16 protein-coding genes are annotated in these 21,413 nt (G+C 74.6%); 11 read left to right on the top strand and 5 right to left on the bottom strand.

Annotated elements, in window-relative coordinates; all coding sequences use genetic code 11:
- Positions 1–4 precede the first annotated feature (4 nt).
- Complete coding sequence (locus tag ACFVGY_RS20995; protein ID WP_385679571.1) at positions 5–1,699, bottom strand: serine/threonine-protein kinase; 1,695 nt, start codon at positions 1,697–1,699, stop codon at positions 5–7.
- Between the two features lie 443 nt (positions 1,700–2,142).
- On the opposite strand from ACFVGY_RS20995, the gene ACFVGY_RS20990 reads away from it, so the two are divergent.
- Entirely contained in the window at positions 2,143–2,412 is a 270-nt protein-coding gene (locus ACFVGY_RS20990; protein WP_385679509.1) for a hypothetical protein, read from the top strand.
- A gap of 36 nt (positions 2,413–2,448) precedes the next feature.
- On the opposite strand, the gene ACFVGY_RS20985 is transcribed toward ACFVGY_RS20990, so the two are convergent.
- Positions 2,449–3,651, bottom strand: a complete 1,203-nt coding sequence (locus ACFVGY_RS20985) for a CaiB/BaiF CoA transferase family protein (RefSeq protein WP_385679507.1) — start codon at positions 3,649–3,651, stop codon at positions 2,449–2,451.
- 138 nt (positions 3,652–3,789) lie between these two features.
- Here ACFVGY_RS20985 and ACFVGY_RS20980 point away from each other — a divergent pair, with 138 nt between their 5' ends.
- Positions 3,790–4,518: a TetR/AcrR family transcriptional regulator gene (locus ACFVGY_RS20980; protein ID WP_385679505.1), complete on the top strand. Its 729-nt coding sequence runs from the start codon at positions 3,790–3,792 to the stop codon at positions 4,516–4,518.
- A 70-nt stretch (positions 4,519–4,588) separates the two neighbouring features.
- Here ACFVGY_RS20980 and ACFVGY_RS20975 read toward each other — a convergent pair whose 3' ends face one another.
- The gene (locus tag ACFVGY_RS20975) at positions 4,589–5,836 is read right to left on the bottom strand and encodes a type ISP restriction/modification enzyme (RefSeq protein ID WP_385679503.1); all 1,248 of its coding nucleotides are present in this window, start codon (positions 5,834–5,836) and stop codon (positions 4,589–4,591) included.
- A gap of 119 nt (positions 5,837–5,955) precedes the next feature.
- On the opposite strand from ACFVGY_RS20975, the gene ACFVGY_RS20970 reads away from it, so the two are divergent.
- Positions 5,956–6,120 (top strand): hypothetical protein, encoded by a 165-nt coding sequence (locus ACFVGY_RS20970; protein WP_385679501.1) that lies wholly within the window; start codon positions 5,956–5,958, stop codon positions 6,118–6,120.
- Between the two features lie 125 nt (positions 6,121–6,245).
- Here the strand turns inward: ACFVGY_RS20970 and ACFVGY_RS20965 are convergent, their stop codons facing one another.
- The gene (locus ACFVGY_RS20965; RefSeq protein WP_385679499.1) at positions 6,246–6,995 is read right to left on the bottom strand and encodes a GntR family transcriptional regulator; all 750 of its coding nucleotides are present in this window, start codon (positions 6,993–6,995) and stop codon (positions 6,246–6,248) included.
- 82 nt (positions 6,996–7,077) lie between these two features.
- Positions 7,078–8,391 (bottom strand): homogentisate 1,2-dioxygenase, encoded by a 1,314-nt coding sequence (gene hmgA / locus ACFVGY_RS20960; protein ID WP_385679497.1) that lies wholly within the window; start codon positions 8,389–8,391, stop codon positions 7,078–7,080.
- A 158-nt stretch (positions 8,392–8,549) separates the two neighbouring features.
- Between hmgA and ACFVGY_RS20955 the strand changes: the two genes are divergently transcribed.
- The 8 genes from ACFVGY_RS20955 to ACFVGY_RS20920 all read left to right on the top strand — a co-directional run bounded on the left by ACFVGY_RS20955 (position 8,550) and on the right by ACFVGY_RS20920 (position 21,339).
- Positions 8,550–10,733 carry a right-handed parallel beta-helix repeat-containing protein gene (locus ACFVGY_RS20955; RefSeq protein WP_385679495.1) on the top strand — a complete coding sequence of 728 codons (2,184 nt, stop codon included), beginning with the start codon at positions 8,550–8,552 and terminating at the stop codon, positions 10,731–10,733.
- 1,013 nt (positions 10,734–11,746) lie between these two features.
- On the top strand, positions 11,747–12,547 hold the full coding sequence (locus ACFVGY_RS20950) for a hypothetical protein (protein WP_385679569.1): 801 nt from the start codon (positions 11,747–11,749) through the stop codon (positions 12,545–12,547).
- 77 nt (positions 12,548–12,624) lie between these two features.
- Positions 12,625–13,932, top strand: a complete 1,308-nt coding sequence (locus ACFVGY_RS20945; RefSeq protein WP_385679567.1) for a hypothetical protein — start codon at positions 12,625–12,627, stop codon at positions 13,930–13,932.
- Between the two features lie 57 nt (positions 13,933–13,989).
- Positions 13,990–14,610: a TetR/AcrR family transcriptional regulator gene (locus ACFVGY_RS20940; protein ID WP_385679565.1), complete on the top strand. Its 621-nt coding sequence runs from the start codon at positions 13,990–13,992 to the stop codon at positions 14,608–14,610.
- A gap of 128 nt (positions 14,611–14,738) precedes the next feature.
- A complete protein-coding gene (locus ACFVGY_RS20935; RefSeq protein ID WP_385679493.1) occupies positions 14,739–17,069 on the top strand; it encodes a molybdopterin-dependent oxidoreductase in 2,331 nt (776 codons plus the stop codon).
- 73 nt (positions 17,070–17,142) lie between these two features.
- Positions 17,143–18,687 (top strand): CitMHS family transporter, encoded by a 1,545-nt coding sequence (locus tag ACFVGY_RS20930; RefSeq protein ID WP_385679491.1) that lies wholly within the window; start codon positions 17,143–17,145, stop codon positions 18,685–18,687.
- 101 nt (positions 18,688–18,788) lie between these two features.
- Entirely contained in the window at positions 18,789–20,201 is a 1,413-nt protein-coding gene (locus ACFVGY_RS20925) for an aldehyde dehydrogenase family protein (RefSeq protein WP_385679489.1), read from the top strand.
- A 58-nt stretch (positions 20,202–20,259) separates the two neighbouring features.
- The gene (locus ACFVGY_RS20920) at positions 20,260–21,339 is read left to right on the top strand and encodes a Zn-dependent alcohol dehydrogenase (protein ID WP_385679487.1); all 1,080 of its coding nucleotides are present in this window, start codon (positions 20,260–20,262) and stop codon (positions 21,337–21,339) included.
- Positions 21,340–21,413: the final 74 nt, after the last annotated feature.

Genomic DNA, 21,413 nt, shown 5'->3' with positions numbered 1-21,413 from the left:
GGCCTCAGGCCGCGGGCTCCGGCTCCGGCTCCGGCGACGCCGCCGGGGCCGGCGACCCGCTCGCACCGGGGGAGGGGGCCCCGCTCGTCGGGGCCCCCTCCTCGCAGGTCACGGAGAACTCCACCCATTCCGAGACCACGGGTACGGGCCCCTGCACCTCCAGACGGACCGCGTCGGTCAGGGTCCCGTCCGCGCGGTACCCGAGCGCGGTGTGCTCCAGCTGCCGGCTCGCCGGCCCGTCCGCGGTGTACGCGAGGGACCGCCAGCCGGGGCCGGAGGGGTTTCCGCTCCGCGTCACCCACCGGTACTCCAGCACGGCCGGCCGGGGTTCCACCTCGACGGCGGCCGTGAAGGAGGGCGCCCGCGAGGCGTCGGGCGGGCATGTCCCGCGGTACTCCCCGCGCACGGCGTGCACGGAGACCGCGACCCGCGGCGAGGGCGCGGCCGACGGCGGCGCCGAAGCGGAGGCGGAGGAGGAAGCGGATGCGGACGCAGGCGCGGACGCGGAGGCCGAGGCGGAGGCGGGACCGGGAGCCGCGGCGTCCGCCGTACCGGAGGAGCCCGCCGACGCCGACGAGGTCGCACCGCCCGCGGCGGCCGGCCCGCCGCCCGATCCGCCCTCCCCGGCCGAGCGCTCCCGCAGCAGCAGCCAGCCCAGGGCCGCCACCGCCAGCAGCAGCACCACGATCCCGGCGACCAGCACCACCCCGGCCCGCCCCGGTCGCTGCCCGGAGCCGGACCCCGGGCCGGGATCCGGGAACGGAGGAGCCGGCACGGTCACCGGCGTTGCCGGTGTCGCCCGGGCCGCCGCCCCGGGAGCCGCAGCCGCAGCCGCAGCCCCAGCCGCGGCCCCCGCCGCAGCCCCTGTCCGTGCACCCGCGCCGTTGTGTGCCGTCGCCGCGGGGGAGTCCGGTCCGGACCGTGGCCCGCCCGGGTCCCGTACGGACCCGCCCGCCCCGACGATCCGCAGCATCCGGGTGGCCTCCGCCGCCGGCAGCCGCTCCTCCGGGTCCTTGCGCAGCAGCCCCTCCAGTACGGGCGCCAGCGGCCCGGCCCGGCGCGGCGGCGGCAGCTCCCCGTCCACCACGGCCCGCAGCGTGGTCAGCGGGGTGGCCTGGCGGAACGGCGAGACCCCCTCGACGGCGGCGTACAGCATCACCCCCAGCGACCACAGGTCCGAGGCGGGTCCCGGCTCGCGCCCCATCGCCCGCTCGGGGGCGAGGAATTCGGGAGAGCCCACCACCTCGCCCGTCCTCGTGATCGCCGTGGAGCCCTCCAGGCGGGCGATTCCGAAGTCGCTCAACACCACCCGCCCGTCGTTCGCCAGCAGCACGTTGGCGGGTTTGACGTCCCGGTGCAGCACGCCCGCCCCGTGCGCGGCCCGCAGCGCGGCCAGTACCTGCTCCCCGAGGTGCGCGGTGCGTTGCGGGGTCAGCGGCCCCTCCACCTCCAGCACCTCGGCCAGCGAGAGCCCCCGGACCAGCTCCATCACGATCCACGGGCGGCCCTCCTCGGTGACCACGTCGTAGACGGTGACGACCCCGCGGTGCGAGACCCGGGCCGCCGCCCAGGCCTCCCGTTCGAGCCGCCGGTACAGCCGCCCGACCTCGGCCCCGTCCAGCTCCGCCGGGGCCCGTACCTCCTTGACGGCCACCTCGCGGGCCAGGACCTCGTCCCGGGCCCGCCACACGACGCCCATGCCGCCGCGGCCCAACGGGCCGAGCAGCCGGTACCGGCCCGCGACGACCCGGTCGGCGGCCGCGCCCGGCCCGGCGCCCGTGCCCGGCCCGTCGTCCGCGCTAGGCCCATCCGTCCCACCCCGGTTGTCGGTCACGCGCGCCCCCTGTGCGTCCAATGCATCCACACACCCCCTGCGTCGGAGCCGCGGCGATGCGTCATCGGGTGGTCACTCCACGTTACCGCAGTGCGGGCCGACTGGCCCTCGTTGTGCAGGCGGGAATCACCTCAGGCCTCCCTGAAACACCCTCACCTTGCGGAGAGTGACTGTCGACTCCGCTGAGTAATCGTCAACTCCCCGACACACAGGGGTAATTCACACCACCGGGATACCCGAGCGCATCCCGGGGGCGATAGGGTTAACCTGCCCGGGCCGGGTGCCTTCGTACGGGTGGGGAGAGAAAGATGGAACAGATAGCAATGCGCAGCAGGCCGCCCCGCGTGCCTGCCATCACCTGCGGCAGCAGCGCGACCAGCTCGCGCCTCGACCGCCACCTCGCCGTGCTGGGCGGACCCGCCGTCCCCCACCGGGAAGTCGCCGAGGCCACCTCGCTGATGCGCGAGCTCACCGCTCGCGACCACACGCACCGGCTGCGCAGCCGTAGCGCGCGCGTCTCGCTCTTCGCGCCGCTCCGCCGCCTGCGCCGCTCGCTCTTCGGTAGCCGCCGCTCGTAAGAACCGTCCCCGACCCCGAGAAGTTTCGCCCCGGCCCTACGCAATCACTCCATCCCGGCGCAGCGTCGTGATCTGCGCGCCCGACATCCCCAGGGCGCGCAGCAGGGCCTCGGTGTGTTCGCCGAGTGCGGGCACCGCGCCCATGCGCGGTGCCGTGCCTCCCGGGAGCCCGATCGGCGGCAGCAGCGCCCGCAGCAGGCCCACCGGTGAACCCACCTCCCGCCAGCGGTCCCGGGCCGCCAGCTGCGGGTGCCCCGCGAGCTGTTCCACCGAGTTCAGCCGGGCGCAGGCGATGCCCGCCGCCTCCAGCCGCCCGATCGCCTCGTCGGCGTCCAGCAGGGCCAGCGCCTCCGCCACCACGGCATCGGTCTTCTCCCGTCCGCGGGTCCGCGCCGCGTTCGTCGCGTACGCCGGATCGTCCGCCAACCCGGGCCGCCGGAGCACCTGCTCGGCGAGCCGGCGCCACTCCCGGTCGTTCTGCACCGACAGCAGCACCCGGTCGCCGTCCGCCGTCGGATAGGCGTCGTACGGGGCGATCACCGCATGCGCCAGCCCCGCCCGCGCCGGCTGCCGCCCGCCGTGCATCGTGTGGTGCAGCGGATGCCCCATCCACTCGGCGAGCGCGTCGAGCATCGACACCTCCACCCGGCCCCCGCGCCCGGTGACCCCGCGCCGCACCAGCGCCGCGAGGACCCCCGAGAAGGCGTACATGGCCGCCGCGATGTCCGCGGCCGGGACGCCCGCCTTGACGGGCTGCTCCGGCGTGCCCGTCACCGAGACCAGGCCCGCCTCGCACTGCACGAGCATGTCGTAGGCGCGCTTGTGGGCGTACGGGCCCTCGGCGCCGTACCCGGAGACGTCCACCGCGACCAGCCGCGGGTACCGCGCGCACAGCGCCGCCGAGTCCAGCCCCAGCCGGGCCGCCGCACCCTGCGCGAGGTTCTGCACGAACACGTCGGCCCCGTCGAGCAGGTCGTGCAGGACCTCCAGGCCGCGCGGATCCTTCAGGTCCAGCGCGATCGACTCCTTGCCGCGGTTGGCCCACACGAAGTGCGAGGCGAGGCCGTGCGCGGCCGTGTCGTACGCGCGCGCGAAGTCGCCGCCGTCGGGGCGCTCCACCTTGATCACCCGGGCGCCGAGGTCGGCGAGCTGGCGGGTGGCGAAGGGCGCGGAGACGGCCTGCTCGACGGCGACGACCGTGATGCCGTCCAGCGGCAGGGGTTCGGGCGACTGTTCCATGAGTCGATGCCTACCGGGTGAGGGCGGGTCCTGTCACCCCCGTACCGGCGGGACGTCCGGCCGGACGACCGGTGGGCACGGCACCCCACGCCACTACGTACGATGTACGTAACTACGATGGTGGCGAGGTGATGACCGATGACACCCAGCGGGCGCCCCGCTGAACCCGAAGTGATCTGGACCCGCCCGCAGCGCGCCGGCCGCGGACCCCGGCCCGCCCACACCCGCGAGTCGATCGCGGCCGAGGCGGTGCGGATCGCCGACGCGGAGGGGATCGACGCCGTCTCCATGCGGCGCGTCGCCGCGGGCATCGGCGCGGGGACGATGTCCCTGTACAACTACGTGCCCCGCAAGGAAGACCTGTACGAGCTGATGGTCGACGCCGTGAGCGGGGAGTACGAGCTGACCGCCCCGACCGGCGACTGGCGGGCCGACCTGCTGGCGCTGGCCCGCCAGACCCGGCAGCTGATGCACCGCCACCCGTGGCTCCCCCGGCTGCTGACCCCGGTCTACGGGTTCAGCCCGAACGCCCTGCGCTACCTGGAGCACAGCTTCGCCTGTCTGGCCCCGCTGCACCTGCCGGGCGCGGAGAAGCTGGAGCTCATCGCCGCGGTCAACGGCTCGGTGGCGACGTTCGTGGCGGGGGAGCTCGCCATGGCCGAGCGGGCCCGCGCGCTGCCCTGGAGCGAGGCCGAGGAGGCCGCGGTCCGCGCGGCCTGGCTCGGCACGGCGCTCGCGACCGGCCGGTACCCGCTGCTGGGGGCCGCGCTGGCGGACGCGTATCCGGTGGCGGAGGCGGCCGCGGACATGGGCGCGGTGTTCGACCGCTCGATGACCCGGCTGCTGGGGGGCTGGGAGACCGCCTGAGGGCGGGCGGCCCCGGGATCCCCGGGGCCGGCCCCGGTCCCGGGGGCAGCCCCCGGGTCCCGGGCCCGGGTCAGAGCAGGGCGAACTGCCCGCCCGGGCCCTCCTCCTGGTGGTCCAGTACGGACGCCGGCCGCCGCGACCAGTGCGGCGCCGGCAGCACGCCCGCCGCCGTCAGACCGGCGCGGGCCAGCAACGGCCCCGGCGTGAACGCCTCCCGCTCCGGTGCCAGATCCGCCAGCAGAGCCAGGGTGGTCACCAGGGCCAGCAGCTCCGAGGTCCAGGCCTGCGGCCACTCGGTCGGGCCGAGCGCCTCCAGCCCCTCGGCGGCGGGGTCCCGGTGCGCGCAGCGGGCGTCGAACCAGGCCCGGAGCACCCGCGTGCCCGCCCCCGCGCCCCCGGTCCCGGCGGGCGCGCCCGGCGCCTCGTACTCCCAGGCGGTCCGCGGCACCGGGGACACGGTCCCGGACCCGAGGCTCAGCGTCCCGGACTGCGGATCCCAGTCGATCCCCTCGGGCCAGCCCTGGATCGCCGAGCGCACGTACGGCCGCCGCCCGCCCGGCAGCCGGGGCGGCTCCCCGCCGTCCACCCCGCGCAGCCGGACCGCGAGCAGCCGCCGGCCGAGATCCAGCCCGGCGCGCCAGCGCTCCGGGTCGGCGGTGAGCGGTACCTCGTGGCCGCGCGGGCCCGGCCGGCCCGCCGCGAGGATCCAGCACAGCACGTCCTGCGCCGTGACCGGGCCGCCGTACCGCTCGGCCAGCAGGGGCAGCAGGCCCGGCGCGAGGTTCGGCTCGGTGCCGCCGGGGCGGCGGTACAGCGGGCGGATCCCGCCCAGGCGGCCCGCCGGGAGATGCCGGGTCACGAGCAGACCGCCCGCGCCCGCGCCGTTCGCCGGGTTGCCGGCCGTGTCGTTCGTCGTGTTGCCCGTCGGGGTTTCGACGGTGAAGAGCTGGTGCTCGTCCAGGACCCGCCACAGCTGCGGCCGGGAGGCGTCGATGAGTCGCTGGTCGGGCAGCAGCCACTGCTCGTCGAAGGGCGTGTACAGCACCCGGACCGGATCCGGGCAGGGGCCGGGCGCGTCGGCGAAGCCGGCGGTGGAGGCGGAGCGCTGGCCGGGCAGGGCGGCAGCCCCGGTCGTGGTCGACCGGAGCCGGCTCGGGCGGAACAGCCGCTCCCGCTCGGCGCCTTCGGCCCCGACCAGGGCCGACCAGCGGGTCCGCAGGGCTGTCGGATCGGGGGCGGCGACCCAGGTGCGGCCCAGGCGCAGGCTGCTCACGGCCCAGGGCATCAGATCGTCCAGCAGCGGTACGTCGTCGCTCACCCGGCAGATGGTAGCGAGGCGCCGCAGGGGCCGGGCGGCCCGCGCAGCTGTGCCCGGGCCTAAGCGTTACGCTCCTTATGTACGGAAACATGCGGAATGTACGGATGCGGGGAGTGGTCATGAGTCAGTACGACGAATACTCGACTCCGTCGCAGGCCGAGGGCGAGCGGCTCGACGAGGACATGGACGAGAAGGAGTACGCGGCCCACCACCACCCGGACACGATGCGCACCACCCCGTCACAGGCGGAGGGCGAGCGCACCGCGGACGACGACGAGAAGTAGTGCTCCGGTCCGGGCCGTACCGGACCGTACCGGGCCTTACTCGGCCGTACCGGGCCGTGCCGGGCCGTGCCCCGTCTTGCTGGCCGTGTACCGGCCGCTGCGGGTGCCCGGGGACCGTGTTCGGGTCAGTGGGCCTCGACGGTCACCGTGAACGAGAACCGGTCGCCCCGGTAGCGGATCCGCGCCACGTCCACGACCCGGCCCTCCTCGTCGTAGGTCACGCCCGTGTAGTGCAGGATCGGGCTCAGCAGCGGCACTTGGAGCAGCTCGGCCGTCTCCGGATCGGCGAGCCGCGCCTCCACGGTGTCCGTGATCCGGCTGATCCGCACCCCGACGACATCGCGCAGCACCTTGGTCATCGGCCAGCGCGCCAGGTCCTCCAGGTCCACCGCGGCCGCGATCTCGGCGCGGACGGCGTTCTCCGCCCAGTTCGTCGGCTCGCCGCTCTCGCCGTCGTGCCGCAGCCGCCGGTACGTGACCACCTCCGCCGTGTCCGGGAAGTGCTCCAGCAGCTCCCCGGACACCGGGGTCCGCTCCCGGCCGAGCACCGTCGTACGGTCGCCCGACTGCTGCGCCACGATCGCGTCGACCGAGCCCAGCAGCCGCACCGGGGCCCCGCGCCGCGCACCCGGTTCGATGAAGGTGCCGCGCCGCCGGTGCCGGCTGATCAGCCCCTCGCCCTCCAGCTCCTTCAGCGCCTGGCGCATCGTCAGCACGCTCACCCCGTAGTGCTCGGCGAGCTGCTCCTCGGTGGGCAGGCGCAGCGAGGCGTCCGGGGTGCGGCCCAGTATCGAGGCGCGCAGCGACTGTGACACCTGGTACCAGAGCGGCAGCTTCCGGTTGAGCACCAGAGAATCGGGAGCGAAGGCGGTCACGGTCGGTCTCCGTACGGACGGGGCGTCGGGGTGTCCGGTCCCTCCCCCCGCGGCGGGCGCCGGGGGAGGGTCCGGGGGCATTTTAGGCGCGGAAGTGGCGCTCCAGCCCCTGCCAGACATCGTCGTACGCGGGCTGGAGGTGGCCGGCGCCGGCCGCCTGGGCGGTGACGGCGATCGGCCAGCGGGTCTCGAACATGAAGGCCAGCCCGTCCTCGATCTTCTGCGGCTTCAGCTCGGCGGCGCTGGCCTTGTCGAAGGTCTCCCGGTCCGGGCCGTGCGCCGACATCATGTTGTGCAGGGAGCCGCCGCCGGGGACGAAGCCCTCCGCCTTGGCGTCGTAGGCGCCCTCGATCAGGCCCATGTACTCGCTCATCACGTTGCGGTGGAAGTACGGCGGGCGGAAGGTGTCCTCGCCGACCAGCCAGCGCGGCGCGAAGACCACGAAGTCCACGCCCGCCAGGCCCGGGGTGTCGGAGGGCGAGGTCAGCACCGTGAAGATCGACGGGTCCGGGTGGTCGTAGCTGATGGAGCCCAGGACGTTGAAGCGGCGCAGGTCGTAGACGTACGGGGTGTGCGTGCCGTACCAGGCGACCACGTCCAGCGGGGAGTGGTCGTACGTCGCGGACCACAGGTTGCCGCAGAACTTGTTGACCACCTCGGTCGGGCGGTCCTCGTCCTCGTACGCCGCCACCGGCGCCCGGAAGTCCCGGGCGGCCGCCAGGCCGTTGGCGCCGATCGGGCCGAGGTCCGGCAGCTCGAAGGGGCGGCCGTAGTTCTCGCAGACGTACCCGCGGGCGGTGTCGTCGAGCAGCTCGACGCGGAAGCGGACGCCGCGCGGGATCAGGGCCACCTCGCCCGGCTCCGCGGCGAGCAGGCCCAGCTCGGTGCGCAGCAGCAGGCCGCCGCGCTCGGGGACGATCAGCAGCTCGCCGTCGGAGTCGCTGAACACCCGGTCCGTCATGTCGGCGTTGGCGGAGTAGAGGTGGATCGCCATGCCGGAGCGCTGCGTGGCGTCGCCGTTGCCGCCGAGCGTCCACAGGCCGGAGAGGAAGTCGGTGCCCGGGGCCGGGTCGGGCGTCGGGTTCCACCGCAGGCGGTTGGGGTCGGCCGGGGCGTCGGTGAAGGGGGCGGTGCGCAGGGCGCCGTTGTCGATCCGGGTGAACGGCGGGTGCGCGGCCGAGGGGCGGATCCGGTAGAGCCACGAGCGGCGGTTGTGCTTGCGCGGCTCGGTGAACGCGCTGCCGCTGAGCTGCTCCGCGTACAGGCCGAGGGGGGCGCGCTGGGGCGAGTTGCGGCCTGCGGGGAGGGCGCCGGGTACGGCCTCCGAGCTGTGCTCGTTGCCGAACCCGGTGAGGTAGTCCAGGGCCTCGGCCGTCTTCCTGGCCTGCTCGCTCATGGCTGCTTCCACTCTGTCGAAGGAATCCTATGGCTGACAGTAGGATTCCGCGCCCGTGTGCGTCAATGGCGCTCTGCGTCGCGGGGCGGGGACGGTGCCGGAGATTGGGCGTGTCGCGGGGGCTCACAAAACATGAACATTGCTCTACTCTCGCGCGCATGTCGTGGACCCCGAGGAACCGCAGGTTCCCAGCCGTGCCGGCGGCGCCCCGGACCGCCCCCGCCGCTGCCCTCCGCACCCCCCACCTCACGCCCCGTCCCACGCCTCGCCTCACGCCCCGTCCCACGCCCCGCTTCACCGCCGTCCCCGCCCTCCTCCTGGCTCTCCTCCTGCCCTTCCTGGCCCTCCTCGCGGCCGCGCCCGCCGCCCGCGCGCACGAGGAGCGCCCCGTGACCTTCCCAGACGGCTCCGGATCCGTGCCGCAGTACCGCGCGGCCGAGCCCGACCTGATCGTGTGCAAATCCGACCGGCCCGCCTTCGAACGCCGGATCGCCGCGTTCCCCGAAGCGCTGCGGCAGCGCAACCTCAGCCTGTACGAGCGGTGCGAGAACACCGGCTACCGGCACCTGCAGGAAGCCGTCGACGCCGTCGACCGGCCCGGCATGAACATCGCGATCCTCCCCGGCCTGTACGAGGAGGAGCCGTCACTGCCGCAGCCGGCGGGGGAGTGCGCCGTCCTGAAGGCCCCCGCCTCCGCGCTCGGCTACCAGATCCTGTCCTACGAGCAGCAGGCGCGCTGCCCGCACAACCAGAACCTCGTCGCCATCCTCGGCAAGAAGAACCTGCAGATCGAGGGCACCGGCGCCACCCGGCTGGACGTGATCGTCGACGCGAAGTACCAGAAGCTGAACGCCATCCGCGCCGACAAGTCCGACGGCATCTACTTCCGCAACTTCACCGCCCAGCGCACCACCTTCAACTCCCTGTACGTCCTCGCCGCCGACGGGTTCGTCATCGACGACGTCCTGACCCGCTGGAACGACGAGTACGGCTTCCTGACCTTCGCCAGCGACCACGGGCTGTACAAGGACTGCGAGTCGTACGGGAACGGCGACTCCGGCATCTACCCCGGCAGCGCCTCCGACATCAACGACGGCCGCGGCTACGACGTCCCCCGCTACTCGATCGAGATCACCGGCTGCCGCAGCCACCACAACATGGTCGGCTACTCCGGCACCGCCGGGGACTCGGTGTGGGTGCACGACAACGAGTTCGACCAGAACATGGGCGGCGCCTCGATGGACAGCGCCTTCCCCGGACACCCCGGACTCCCGCAGAACCACGCCAAGTTCGAGCGGAACCTGATCCACGACAACAACCAGGACTACTACCGCCACGTGGCGGACGGCACCTGCGCCAAACCGCCGATCGAGCGCGGCTACGAGCAGGGCGTGGTCTGCCCGCAGATATCCATGCCGCCGGGCACCGGCATCATCACCGCGGGCGGCAACTGGAACGTCTACGAGCAGAACTGGGTGTACGCGCACCGACGCGCCGGTTTCTTCCTCTCGGCCGTGCCCGCCTTCATCCGGGGCGAGCGGGCATGGTCCAAGCAGACCGACACCTCGCACCACAACCGGTACGCCGCGAACGTGCTCGGCAGGGACAAGTCCGGCACCGTCCGCCCCAACGGCATGGACGTCTGGTGGGACGGCCAGGGCCGCGGCAACTGCTGGCAGCCCGGCCCCGACGGCTCCACCCCGGGCACGCTCCCGGAGTGCGGGGAGCGCCGGGGTGACGTGTCCGGCGGCTCGGCCCGGCTGATCGGCGAACCGGTGAAACTCGCCCAGCTGCTCGTCTGCGCCGACTACAACGTGCAGGCCCGCAGGCTCCCGGCCGGCTGCGACTGGTACGGGGCGCGCGGCCCGGCCCGGGTGGAGACCCAGATCGCGCTGGCCGCGGCCGTGGTGCTGCTGCTGGTCGGCGGGGTGCTGTGGTGGCGCCGCCTGAGGCACTCCCGCCTGGGCACTGCGGCCTCGCTGCTCGGCCTGGCCGGGCTGGCCCTGGACGTGGCCGGCTCCACCGGCCCGCTCACCCCCACCGCCGTCCCGGCACTGGCCCTGCTCCTGCTCGGCCTGTGGTGGACGGGCGCCGGCCTCGCCCTGCGCGCCGACCGCCCCTGGCTGGCGCGGCTCACCCTGCTCCTGGCGGGGCTGACCCTGCTCGACGCCTTCGACAAGGCCGTCCTGATGATCCCCTGGACCCCGGTCGGCCCCGCCTGGGCCCGTGCCCTGACCGCCGCCGTCTGGATCCTCTGGGCCGCCGCCGCCTCCACCCGCCGCCCCACCACCCCCGAGCCACCCCCAACCCCCGCCCCCGCCGCCACCCCCGCCCCCGCCTGACGGCCGCCCAGCGTCCGGGCCGGGCCGCCCCCGCCTGACGGCCGCCCAGCCCGGGCCGGGCCCGCCCGCGCCCGCCGCCCGGCGTCCAGACCGGCCCGCCCGCGCCCGCCGCCGGGCGGCGTCCAGACCGGCCCGCCCGCACCCGCCGCCGGGAGGCCCCGCCCACCCGCATCCCGCCGAGCCGCCGCCTACCGGGCCGCACCCCGGGGGGTCCCCCGCCGGGCCTCGCCGCACAGCACCACCGCCCAGCCACCGGCGAGGGACTCCCGCTCACAGCTCGCCGCGGGAACCCCACCGACCCCGCACCCGCCCCCGCCGAGGCAGGACCACCACCTGCCGCGCACAGCCCGCCGAAGCGGATCCGGCCGGGCCGCAGCCCCAGCCCGGCCGGGCCGGCCGCCACCGCACCCCTGCACCACTGCCGAGCCATCCGCCAGGAGGCCGAGACCCAGCCCAGGCCCACACGCCGCCCCCGCCCGGCCCGCAGGCCAAGTCGACGAGACGGGCGCACGCACATCGCACCCCGGCCCGCCCAAGCGCCCCGACCCCAGGAGACCGCAGTGACCACCCACCCCGCAGCCCCCTCCGAACTCTCCGACCGCCCTGCCGCAACCGCTCCGGGCGCCGCGAGGGACGACCGGGGTGCCCGCCCCCGGTGTGTGGACCCCCTCAGGTCGGTTGGCGGCGCCTCGGCCTCAGCCCCGTCAGGCCCGCCCGACGTCGGCCGGACGGGCCGGCACCGCCGGCTCGGCGGTCCCGCCCGGGCCACGGGCGCGGGCGGGGAGGCACGGGTCGGCCGGTCGGGCGCGGAGGAGCAGGGCGGAAGGGCGGAGCCCCTGCGGCAGTCGGCAGGAGAGGGCGGCGGGGCCGTGTGGGCCGTGCCGGCGGGCGGTGGCGGCGGGGCGGCGCAGGGCCGGGGTGCAGGCGTCGGGCAGCGGTCGGCGGGCGGTCGGGCCGCGGCGGTGGGGGCTCGGCGCCGGTTTCGGCGGCGCGCGGTGCTGCTCGCCGTCGGGATGCTGCTCGGCAGCGCCGTGATGGGCTGCGGAGGCCGGGCCACGACCCACCACAAGCCCGGCACCAGCCACGAGCAGGCCACCGGCTCCGCCGGGACGCTGCTCGACGTCCGCGACGGCACCGGTCACCGCCTCCGCGAGGTCCCCGCCGAGGGCGCGCCCCAGGTGCGGATGGCCGCCCACCCCGACTCCGAGGACGGCTGGAACCTCCAGCTGACGGTGGAGAACTTCCGGTTCACCCCCGGCAGCGCCGGCGGTGCGGCCCTCCCGGGCGCGGGCCACGCCCACCTGGAGCTCGACGGCCGCAAGCTGGCCCGTCTCTACGGCCCCTGGTACCACCTGCCCGCGTCACAGGTGCCCGAAGGCCCGCACACCCTCACCGTCCGCCTCTACGCGGACGACCACACCGCCTGGGCGATCGCCGGAAAGCCGGTCGAGGGCACCGCCCAGCTCTCCGCCACCGCCCCGGGCGTGTCCGGGGGCCACAGTCACCCGGCACCCCCGCCCGGGCCCCCGCCCGCATCCGCTCCCGCGCCTGCGGACCGCACGGTCACCATCACCGTCCGGGACGGCAAGGTCGTGCCCGCCCCCGGCCGCACCGAGCTCAAGCGCGGCGAGCGCGTCGCCCTGCGCGTCACCAGTGACCGCGCGGACACCCTGCACGTCCACGGATACGACAAGGAACTCACCCTGCCGGCAGGCCAGGAGGCCACCCTGGTCCTGACGGCCGACCGCACGGGCCTGTTCGAGGTCGAGACCCACGAGTCCCGTCTCGTGCTGACCCAGCTCCTCGTCCGATGACCCCGCCCCTGTCCCCGCCTCCGGCTCCGGATCCGCAGGCGGTGACCTGGCCGGGCGCCGTCCCCGGCGGCCGGGACGTGGTCCCGGACCCGGCCGCCGCGGACCGGCTCACCGCGCTCGCGCACGGCATCGGCTCCCAGCACGATCTCCCGATCTCTCCCTTCTACGCGTTCGCCGGCGCCTTCACCGCACTCTTCGTCTCCTTCCTCGCTCTTGGCCTGCTGTGGTCCTCCTCCCGGTTCCGCGGCGACCGGTCCGGCCTCGCCCTGCCGGCCGGCCCCCAGCGGATCGCCGACGCGCCCGCGACCCGCGCCGCCCTCCGCGGGATCGGCCTCGCCGCCTTCCTCGCCCTGCTCGCCTCCCTCCTCCTCGCCCCCGACGACCCCGACCGCAACCCCGCTCCCGGTGCCGTCTACGTCCTCTTCTGGGTCGGCCTCGTACCGGCCTCCCTTCTCCTCGGTCCCGTCTGGCGCCTCCTCAACCCGCTGCGCACCCTGCACCGGCTGCTGCACCGCATGCGGCTGACTCCGCGCCGGCCCGCCCCCCTCCCCGCCCGGCTCGGCCAATGGCCTGCCGCCGCCGGGCTGTTCGGCTTCACCTGGCTCGAACTCGCCGCTCCCGATCCCGCATCCACCACATCCCTCCTGATCGCCCTCGCCGCCTACACCGGCGCCCACCTCGCGCCCGCCGCCCGCTTCGGCGAGCGCTGGTTCGACGACGGGGACGCCTTCGAGGCGTACTCCGCCCTCCTGGCCCGGCTCTCCCCCCTCGGCCGCCGCAACGACGGCCGTCTCGTGCTCCGCAACCCCTTCCACGGACTCGACGCGACGCCCGAGCGGCCCGGACTCGTCGCCACCGTCTGCGTCCTGCTCGGCTCCACCGCCTACGACGGCTTCAGCGACCACCCCGCGTGGATCGACACCCTCCAGACCTCCCCCCTGGGCCGCACCCCCACGGCCACCCTCGGACTGCTCGCTTCCGTCGCCCTCGTCGCCACCCTCTACTGCCTGTGCGCGGCGGCCACCCGCCTGGTCAGCGGCCCGCACCCCGGACCGCTCACCGCCTTCGCGCACTCACTCGTGCCGATCGCGCTCGGCTATCTCACCGCCCATTACTTCTCCCTCCTCGTGACCGAAGGACCACGCACGGTAAGCATGGCACTCGGCACTGACAACGGCCCCGATCCCTTGCCCCCCTTGGGATCCGGAGGTCTCGCCGCCCTCCAGCTCATCGCCGTCGTCACCGGCCACGTCCTCGGTGTCGTCGCCGCCCACGACCGTGCCGTACGCCTCTTCCCGCCGCACCGCGCCGTGACCGGACAGCTCCCCATGCTCGCGCTGATGATCACGTACACCCTGGGCGGCATCGGCCTCCTGCTGAACTGAGGCCGCGCGGAACCGCACCCGGCGCGACGGCTGAAACCACGCGCCCGGAGCGGCATGATGGACCCCGTGCCGCCCACCCACCCCTTGCGCCGTACGCCCGTCCAGCAGCGCAGCGCCGAACGGCTCGCCCGGATCCTCGACGCCTGCGCCGAACTCCTCGACGAGACCGGGTACGAGAACCTCAGCACCCGGACCGTGGCCCTGCGCGCCGGCGTTCCGATCGGCTCGGTCTACCGCTTCTTCGGCAACAAGCGCGCCATGGCCATCGCTCTCGCCCACCGCAACCTGGACCGCTACACCGACACCATCGCGGAGCTCCTCGCCGACCTCCCGGCCGACGACTGGCGGCCGGTCGTCGACGCCGTACTCGACGAGTACCTGGCCATGAAACGGACCGTCCCGGGTTTCGCGCTCGTCGACTTCGGCGTGCCCGCCCCGCCCGAGGAGGGCCCCGCCGCCGACCCCAACCGGCTGGTCTCCGTACGCCTCACGGAACTCCTCGGCGGCCACCTGGGCCTGAGCCCGGACCCGGACTTGGAACGGGCCGTCCTCGTCGCCGTCGAGGCCACGGACGCACTGACCAAGCTGGCCTTCCGGGCCGACCCGGCCGGTGATCCGGCGATCGTGGCGGAGATCCGCGCCATGATGCACGCCTACCTCGCGCGCGTCCTGGACTGAACCCGTCGACGCGCCCCGGCGGGCCGTCCGGGACTTCCGCCCGCGCGGATCTCCCCGACCTGCCTACCGGTCGGTATGCTCGGTGCTCCCGCGTGCCCGTGCCGCAGCCTGACGCCCCTGGAGGGCCCATGCCCCGCACCGCCCTGCGCATCTGCCCCCTCTGCGAAGCCACCTGCGGCCTCACCCTCACCATCGACGGGGCCGCCGTCACCGGCGCCCGCGGGGACCGCGACGACGTCTTCAGCCGCGGCTTCATCTGCCCCAAGGGAGCGGCCTTCGGCGCGCTCGACTCCGACCCCGACCGGCTGCGCACCCCTCTCCTCCGCCGCGGCGGACGGCTCCGCGAAGCCGGCTGGGACGAGGCCTTCGAGGCCGTCGCCACCGCACTTCCGGCCCTCGTGCAGGAGTACGGGGCCCAGTCCGTCGGCGTCGTCCTCGGCAACCCGAACGTCCACACCATGGCCGGCGCCCTCTACCCGCCCCTGCTCCTCAAAGCCCTCGGCACCCGCAACCTCTTCACCGCCAGCACCCTCGACCAGATGCCCAAGCACGTCTCCAGCGGGCTCCTCTTCGGCGACCCCTTCGCCATCCCGGTTCCCGACCTCGACCGCACCGACTTCCTGCTCCTCATCGGCGCCAACCCCGTCGAGTCCAACGGCTCCCTCTGCACCGCCCCCGACTTCCCCGGCCGGCTCAAGGCCCTGCGTGCCCGCGGGGGCACCCTCGTCGTCGTGGACCCGCGCCGCACCCGCACCGCCCGCCTCGCCGACCGCCACCTCGCGCCCCGCCCCGGCAGCGACGCCCTGCTCCTGGCGGCCCTGGCGCACACGCTGCTCGCCGAGCGGCTCGCCGCCCCCGGTGCCCTCGGGGAACACCTCCTCGGCCTCGGGGAACTCGCCGACGCGCTCGGGAGTTTTCCCCCCGAGGCCGTCGCGCCCGCCTGCGACCTCACGGCCACCGAGATCCGCACCCTCGCCCGCGAGCTGGCGGCCGCGCCCACCGCCGCCGTGTACGGGCGGATCGGCAGTTGCACCGTCGCGTACGGCACCCTCGCCAGCTGGCTCGTCGACGTACTCAACATCCTGACCGGCAACCTGGACCGGCCGGGTGGCGCCCTCTTCCCGCTCCCGGCCGCCGGCCCGCGGCCCCGCCCCGCGGGCCCCGGCAAGGGCTTCGCCGTGGGCCGCTGGCACAGCCGGGTCAGCGGCCACCCCGAGGCCAAGTCCGAACTGCCCATCGCCGCCCTGGCCGAGGAGATCGAAACGCCGGGGGAGGGCAGGATCCGAGCCGTGGTCGCCATCGCCGCGAACCCGGTCCTGTCCGCCCCCGACGGGCGGCGCCTCGACGCGGCCCTGGCCGGGCTCGACTTCATGGTCAGCGTCGACCCGTACCTGAACGAAACCTCGTGCCACGCCCACGTCGTGCTGCCGCCCCCGCCGCCCTCGCAGAGCGCGCACCACGACTTCGCCTTCAACGGCTTCGCCATCCGCAACCAGGCCCGCTACACCCGCGCCGCCGTCCCGCTGGGGGCAGGACTGCTCGACGAGTGCGAGATCCACGCCCGCCTCGTCCTCGCCGTCGCAGGCCTGCACGGTGCCACCGTCCCCGACGCCGCTGCCGCGGTCGACGAGCCGGTCATCCTGGCCGCTCTCGCCCAGGAGACCGCCGACCGGCACTCACCGCTGCACGGGCAGGACCCGGCGCGCCTCGCCGGGCTGCTCACCGGGCAGAGCGGCGCCGAGCGGCGGCTCGACCTGATGCTCCGACTCGGGCCGTACGGCGACCTGTTCGGCATCGCGGGAGATGTCTCCACGGGGGTCGGGGCAGCCCCTGGCGAACGGCCGGGCAACGAGGGGTCGGGCAGCGAGGGGTCGGGTAACGAGGGGCTGCCCGGCGAGGGGCTGGGCCTGGAGCAGCTGCTCGCGCACCCGCACGGCATCGATCTGGGCCCGCTGCGCCCCCGGCTCCCGGGCGTGCTGAAGACGCGCAGCGGCAGGATCGAGCTGCTGCCCGCCCCGATCGCGGCCGAGCTGCCCCGACTGCGCGCGGCGCTCACCGAACGCCCCGCCGCCCTGGTGCTCGTGGGCCGCCGCCACCTGCGGTCGAACAACAGCTGGTTGCACAACGTCCCGGCCCTCACCGGAGGTTCCAACCGCTGCACGCTCCAGGTGAATCCCCTGGACGCCGAGCGGCTCGGCCTCACCGAGGGCGGCCGCGCCCTGCTCACCGCCGACGGCGGCAGCCTGGAGGTCCCGGTCGAGGTGACCGACACCGTCCGCACGGGCGTGGTGAGCCTCCCGCACGGCTGGGGACACGACCGCGACGGCGCCCGCCTGTCCGTGGCCGCCGCAGCGCCCGGCGCCAACGTCAACCAGCTCCTCGACGGCACCCTGCTCGACCCGCTGTCCGGCACGGCTGTCCTCAACGGGTTCCCCGTCGACCTCACGCCCCTGCCCTGAGCTGGGGTTTTGCTCGTATTGCTCACACGTGGACGTCTTGTTGGGCTCCGGAGGCGCCCCCTACGTTCCCTGCATGCTGACCTTCCTCGGCTTCGCCATGATCGCCACCTTCCTGGTCCTGATCATGATGAAGAAAATGTCGCCCATCGCGGCGCTCGTCCTCATCCCCGCGCTCTTCTGCGTGTTCGCAGGCAAGGGCGCCCACCTCGGCGACTACGTCATCGAAGGCGTCGGCAAACTCGCGCCGACCGCCGCCATGCTGATGTTCGCCATCGTCTACTTCGGCCTGATGATCGACGTCGGCCTGTTCGACCCGATCGTGCGCGGCATCCTGCGCTTCTGCAAGGCCGATCCCCTGCGCGTCGTGGTCGGCACCGCGGTCCTCGCCGCGATCGTCTCCCTCGACGGTGACGGCTCGACCACCTTCATGATCACCGTCTCGGCCATGTACCCCCTCTACAAGCGGCTCGGCCTCAGCCTCGTGGTCATGACGGGCGTCGCCGCCACCGCCAACGGCGTCATGAACACCCTGCCCTGGGGCGGCCCCACGGCACGGGCCGCCACTGCCCTCAAGCTCGACGCCGCCGACATCTTCGTGCCGATGATCCCCGCCCTGGCGGTCGGCCTGCTCTGCGTGTTCGTCCTCGCCTACGTCCTCGGGCTGAAGGAACGCCGCCGGGTCGGCACGCTGGTGATCCCCGGCGACGCGGAGCGCGCCGACGCCGACGCCGACGCGGAGCGCGCCGACGCCGACGCGGCGGGGCAGCACCTGGTCGCCGTCGGCAAGGGATCCGGAGACGCCCGGACCGACACCCACACCCATACCCACGCTCATGCCGGTGCCGGTGCCGGTGCCGGTGCCGGTGCCGGTGCCGACCCCGGTCCGGGCTCCGGGGCCGCCGACGGCCCCGGGCCCGCCACCACCCCCGGTTCCGGCGGCGACACCGCGGCCGCCGACGGGCCGCAGGACGGCGGCTTCCAGGGGCTCGACCCCCTCCGGCCGACCCTCCGCCCCCGTCTCTACTGGTTCAACGCCGGCCTCACCATCGCTCTCCTCACCGCGATGATCATGGAGCTGCTGCCCATCCCGGTGCTCTTCCTCCTCGGCGCAGCCCTCGCCCTCACCGTCAACTTCCCGCACATGCCCGACCAGAAGGCCCGGATCGCCGCCCATGCGGACAACGTCCTGAACGTCGCCGGCATGGTCTTCGCGGCCGCCGTCTTCACCGGCGTCCTCAGCGGCACCGGCATGGTCAAGCACATGGCCGACTGGCTCGTCGACGCCGTCCCCGAGGGCATGGGCCCGCACATGGCCCTGGTGACCGGTCTGCTCAGCCTGCCGCTCACCTACTTCATGTCCAACGACGGCTTCTACTTCGGCGTGCTGCCCGTCCTCGCCGAGGCCGGCGCCGCGCACGGCGTCTCCCCGCTGGAGATCGCCCGTGCCTCCCTTGTCGGCCAGGCCCTGCACATGTCCAGCCCGCTGGTTCCGGCCGTCTACGTCCTCGTCGGCATGGCCAAGGTCGAGTTCGGCGACCACACCCGCTTCACCGTGAAATGGGCGGCGCTCACCTCCCTCGTCGTCCTCGGGGCGGGGATGCTTTTCGGCATCATCTGACCGGGTCCGAGCCCGGCGCCCGGAAATCCGCCGACGCCGGTTTGTAGGGTGTCCACGCGAGGTCAGGTTCTACGCGCTCGTGCGTGCTCGGGAGGAATGGCATGAAGGCCCACGACGGGATGTACATCGCCGGCGAATGGCGGCCCGCGGCCGGTCGCGACCGGATCGAGGTCGTCAACCCCGCCGACGAGCAGATCATCGGCGGGGTCCCGGCGGGCACCGCCGAGGACGTGGACGCGGCCGTACGGGCCGCCCGTGCGGCCCTCCCCGGCTGGGCGGCCACGCCCCCGGCCGAGCGCGCGGCCCTGATCGGGGCCCTGCGCGACGTACTGGTCGCCCGCAAGGCCGAGTTCACCGAGATCGTCACCGCCGAGCTCGGCGCCCCGGTGGGCTTCTCCGAGATGGTCCACGTCGGGGCGCCGATCGCGGTCGCCTCCTCCTTCGCCGAGCTGGGGGCCTCGTACGCCTTCGAGGAGCGGATCGGGAACTCGACGGTGCTGCTGGAGCCGGTCGGAGTCGTCGGGGCCATCACGCCCTGGAACTACCCGCTGCACCAGATCGTTGCCAAGGTGGCGCCCGCTCTCGCCGCCGGCTGCACCCTCGTCCTCAAGCCGGCCGAGGACACCCCGCTGACCGCACAGCTCTTCGCCGAAGCCGTGCACGAGGCGGGCATCCCGGCCGGCGTGTTCAACCTGGTGACCGGGGCCGGCCCGGTCGCCGGGCAGGCGCTGGCCGCGCACGAAGGGGTCGATCTCGTCTCCTTCACCGGCTCCACCGCGGTCGGCAAGCAGATCGGTGCCGTGGCCGGTGCCGCCGTCAAGCGCGTCGCCCTCGAGCTCGGCGGCAAGTCGGCCAACGTCATCCTGCCCGGGGCCGACCTGGCCAAGGCCGTAGCGGCGGGTGTGGGCCACGTCATGAACAACTCCGGCCAGAGCTGCAACGCGCTCACGCGGATGCTCGTCCACCGCGACCAGTACGAGGAGGCGGTCTCGCTCGCCGCCGCCGCCGTCGCCACGTACCCCTGCGGCGACCCCCGCGAACCGGGCACCCGCCTCGGCCCGGTGGTCAACGCCAAGCAGCGCGACCGCGTACGCGGATACATCGCCAAGGGCATCGAGGAGGGCGCCCGCCTCGTCGCCGGTGGCACGGACGCGCCGCACGAGGGCGGGTACTACATCGCCCCGACCGTCTTCGCCGACGTCACGCCCGAGATGACCATCGCCCAGGAAGAGATCTTCGGCCCGGTGCTGTCGATCCTCCCGTACGAGAACCAGGACGACGCCCTGCGCATCGCCAACGGCACCGTGTACGGACTCGGCGGCGCCGTCTGGGCGGCGGACGAGGAGACCGCGGTCGCCTTCGCCCGCCGCATGGACACCGGCCAGGTGGACATCAACGGCGGCCGCTTCAACCTGCTCGCGCCGTTCGGCGGTTACAAGCAGTCCGGTGTGGGGCGCGAGCTCGGCCCGCACGGTCTGGCGGAGTACCTCCAGACCAAGTCCCTGCAGTTCTGACCCGCCGGCTCCCGCCCGCCACCCGCCCCACCTCCGAGCCCGAGAGACGGAATCGACCATGGTCCGCGCCGCCATCCTGCCCGCCGTCGGAGCCCCCCTGGAGATACGGGAGATCGTGCTGCCCGATCCCGGTCCGGGGCAGGTCCGGGTGAGGCTCGCCGCAGCAGGGGTCTGCCACTCTGACCTCTCCCTCACCAACGGCACCATGCGCGTCCCCGTCCCCGCCGTCCTCGGCCACGAGGGCGCGGGCACGGTCATCGCCGTGGGCGAGGGGGTCACCCATGTGGCACCCGGCGACGACGTGGTGCTCAACTGGTCCCCGTCCTGCGGGGAGTGCCACCACTGCTCGATCGGCGAGGTCTGGCTCTGCGCGAAGGCCCTCACCGGGGTGGGCGCCGTCTACGCCCAGGACGCCGGGGGCACGCCGCTGCACCCGGGGCTCAACGTGGCGGCGTTCGCCGAGGAGACCGTCGTCGCGGCCAACTGCGTGCTGCCCGCACCCGCCGGGATCCCGCTCGCCGAGGCCGCCCTGCTCGGCTGTGCGGTGCTCACCGGATACGGCGCCGTCCACCACAGTGCCCGGGTGCGGGCCGGCGAGTCCGTCGCCGTCTTCGGGGTCGGCGGCGTCGGCCTCGCCGCCCTGCAGGCCGCGCGGATCGCCGGCGCGGGCCCGGTCGTGGCCGTCGACGTCTCCCCGGCCAAGGAGGAGCTGGCCCGCGCGGCCGGAGCCACCGAGTTCGTCCTCGCCTCCGACGCCACCGCCAAGGAGATCCGGGGGTTCACCGGCGGGCAGGGCGCGGACGTCGCCGTGGAGTGCGTGGGCCGGGCGGAATCCATCCGTGCGGCCTGGGAGTCCACCCGCCGCGGCGGCCGCACCACCGTCGTCGGCATCGGCGGCAAGGAGCAGCAGGTCACCTTCCATGCCCTGGAGATGTTCCACTTCGCCCGCACCCTCACCGGCTGCGTCTACGGGAACAGTGACCCGGCCCGCGACCTGCCGGTGCTGGCCGAGCACGTCCGCGCCGGTCGCCTGGACCTGGGTTCGATGGTCACCGACCGGATCACCCTCGACGGCATCCCCGGCGCCTTCGACGCGATGCTGGCCGGCAAGGGCGGCCGCTCCCTCATCGTGTTCTAGACCGCCGCCGCAAGATCGCCGCCGCAAGACCGCCGCCGTCGTCTTCCGGCCGCGGTCTTCCGGCCGCGGCGGCG

This window comes from Streptomyces sp. NPDC127106, from assembly GCF_042677605.1.
Taxonomy (GTDB): domain Bacteria; phylum Actinomycetota; class Actinomycetes; order Streptomycetales; family Streptomycetaceae; genus Streptomyces.
Note: the sequence above shows the minus strand (reverse complement) of the source record. Positions and strands in the feature narration are given on the sequence as shown.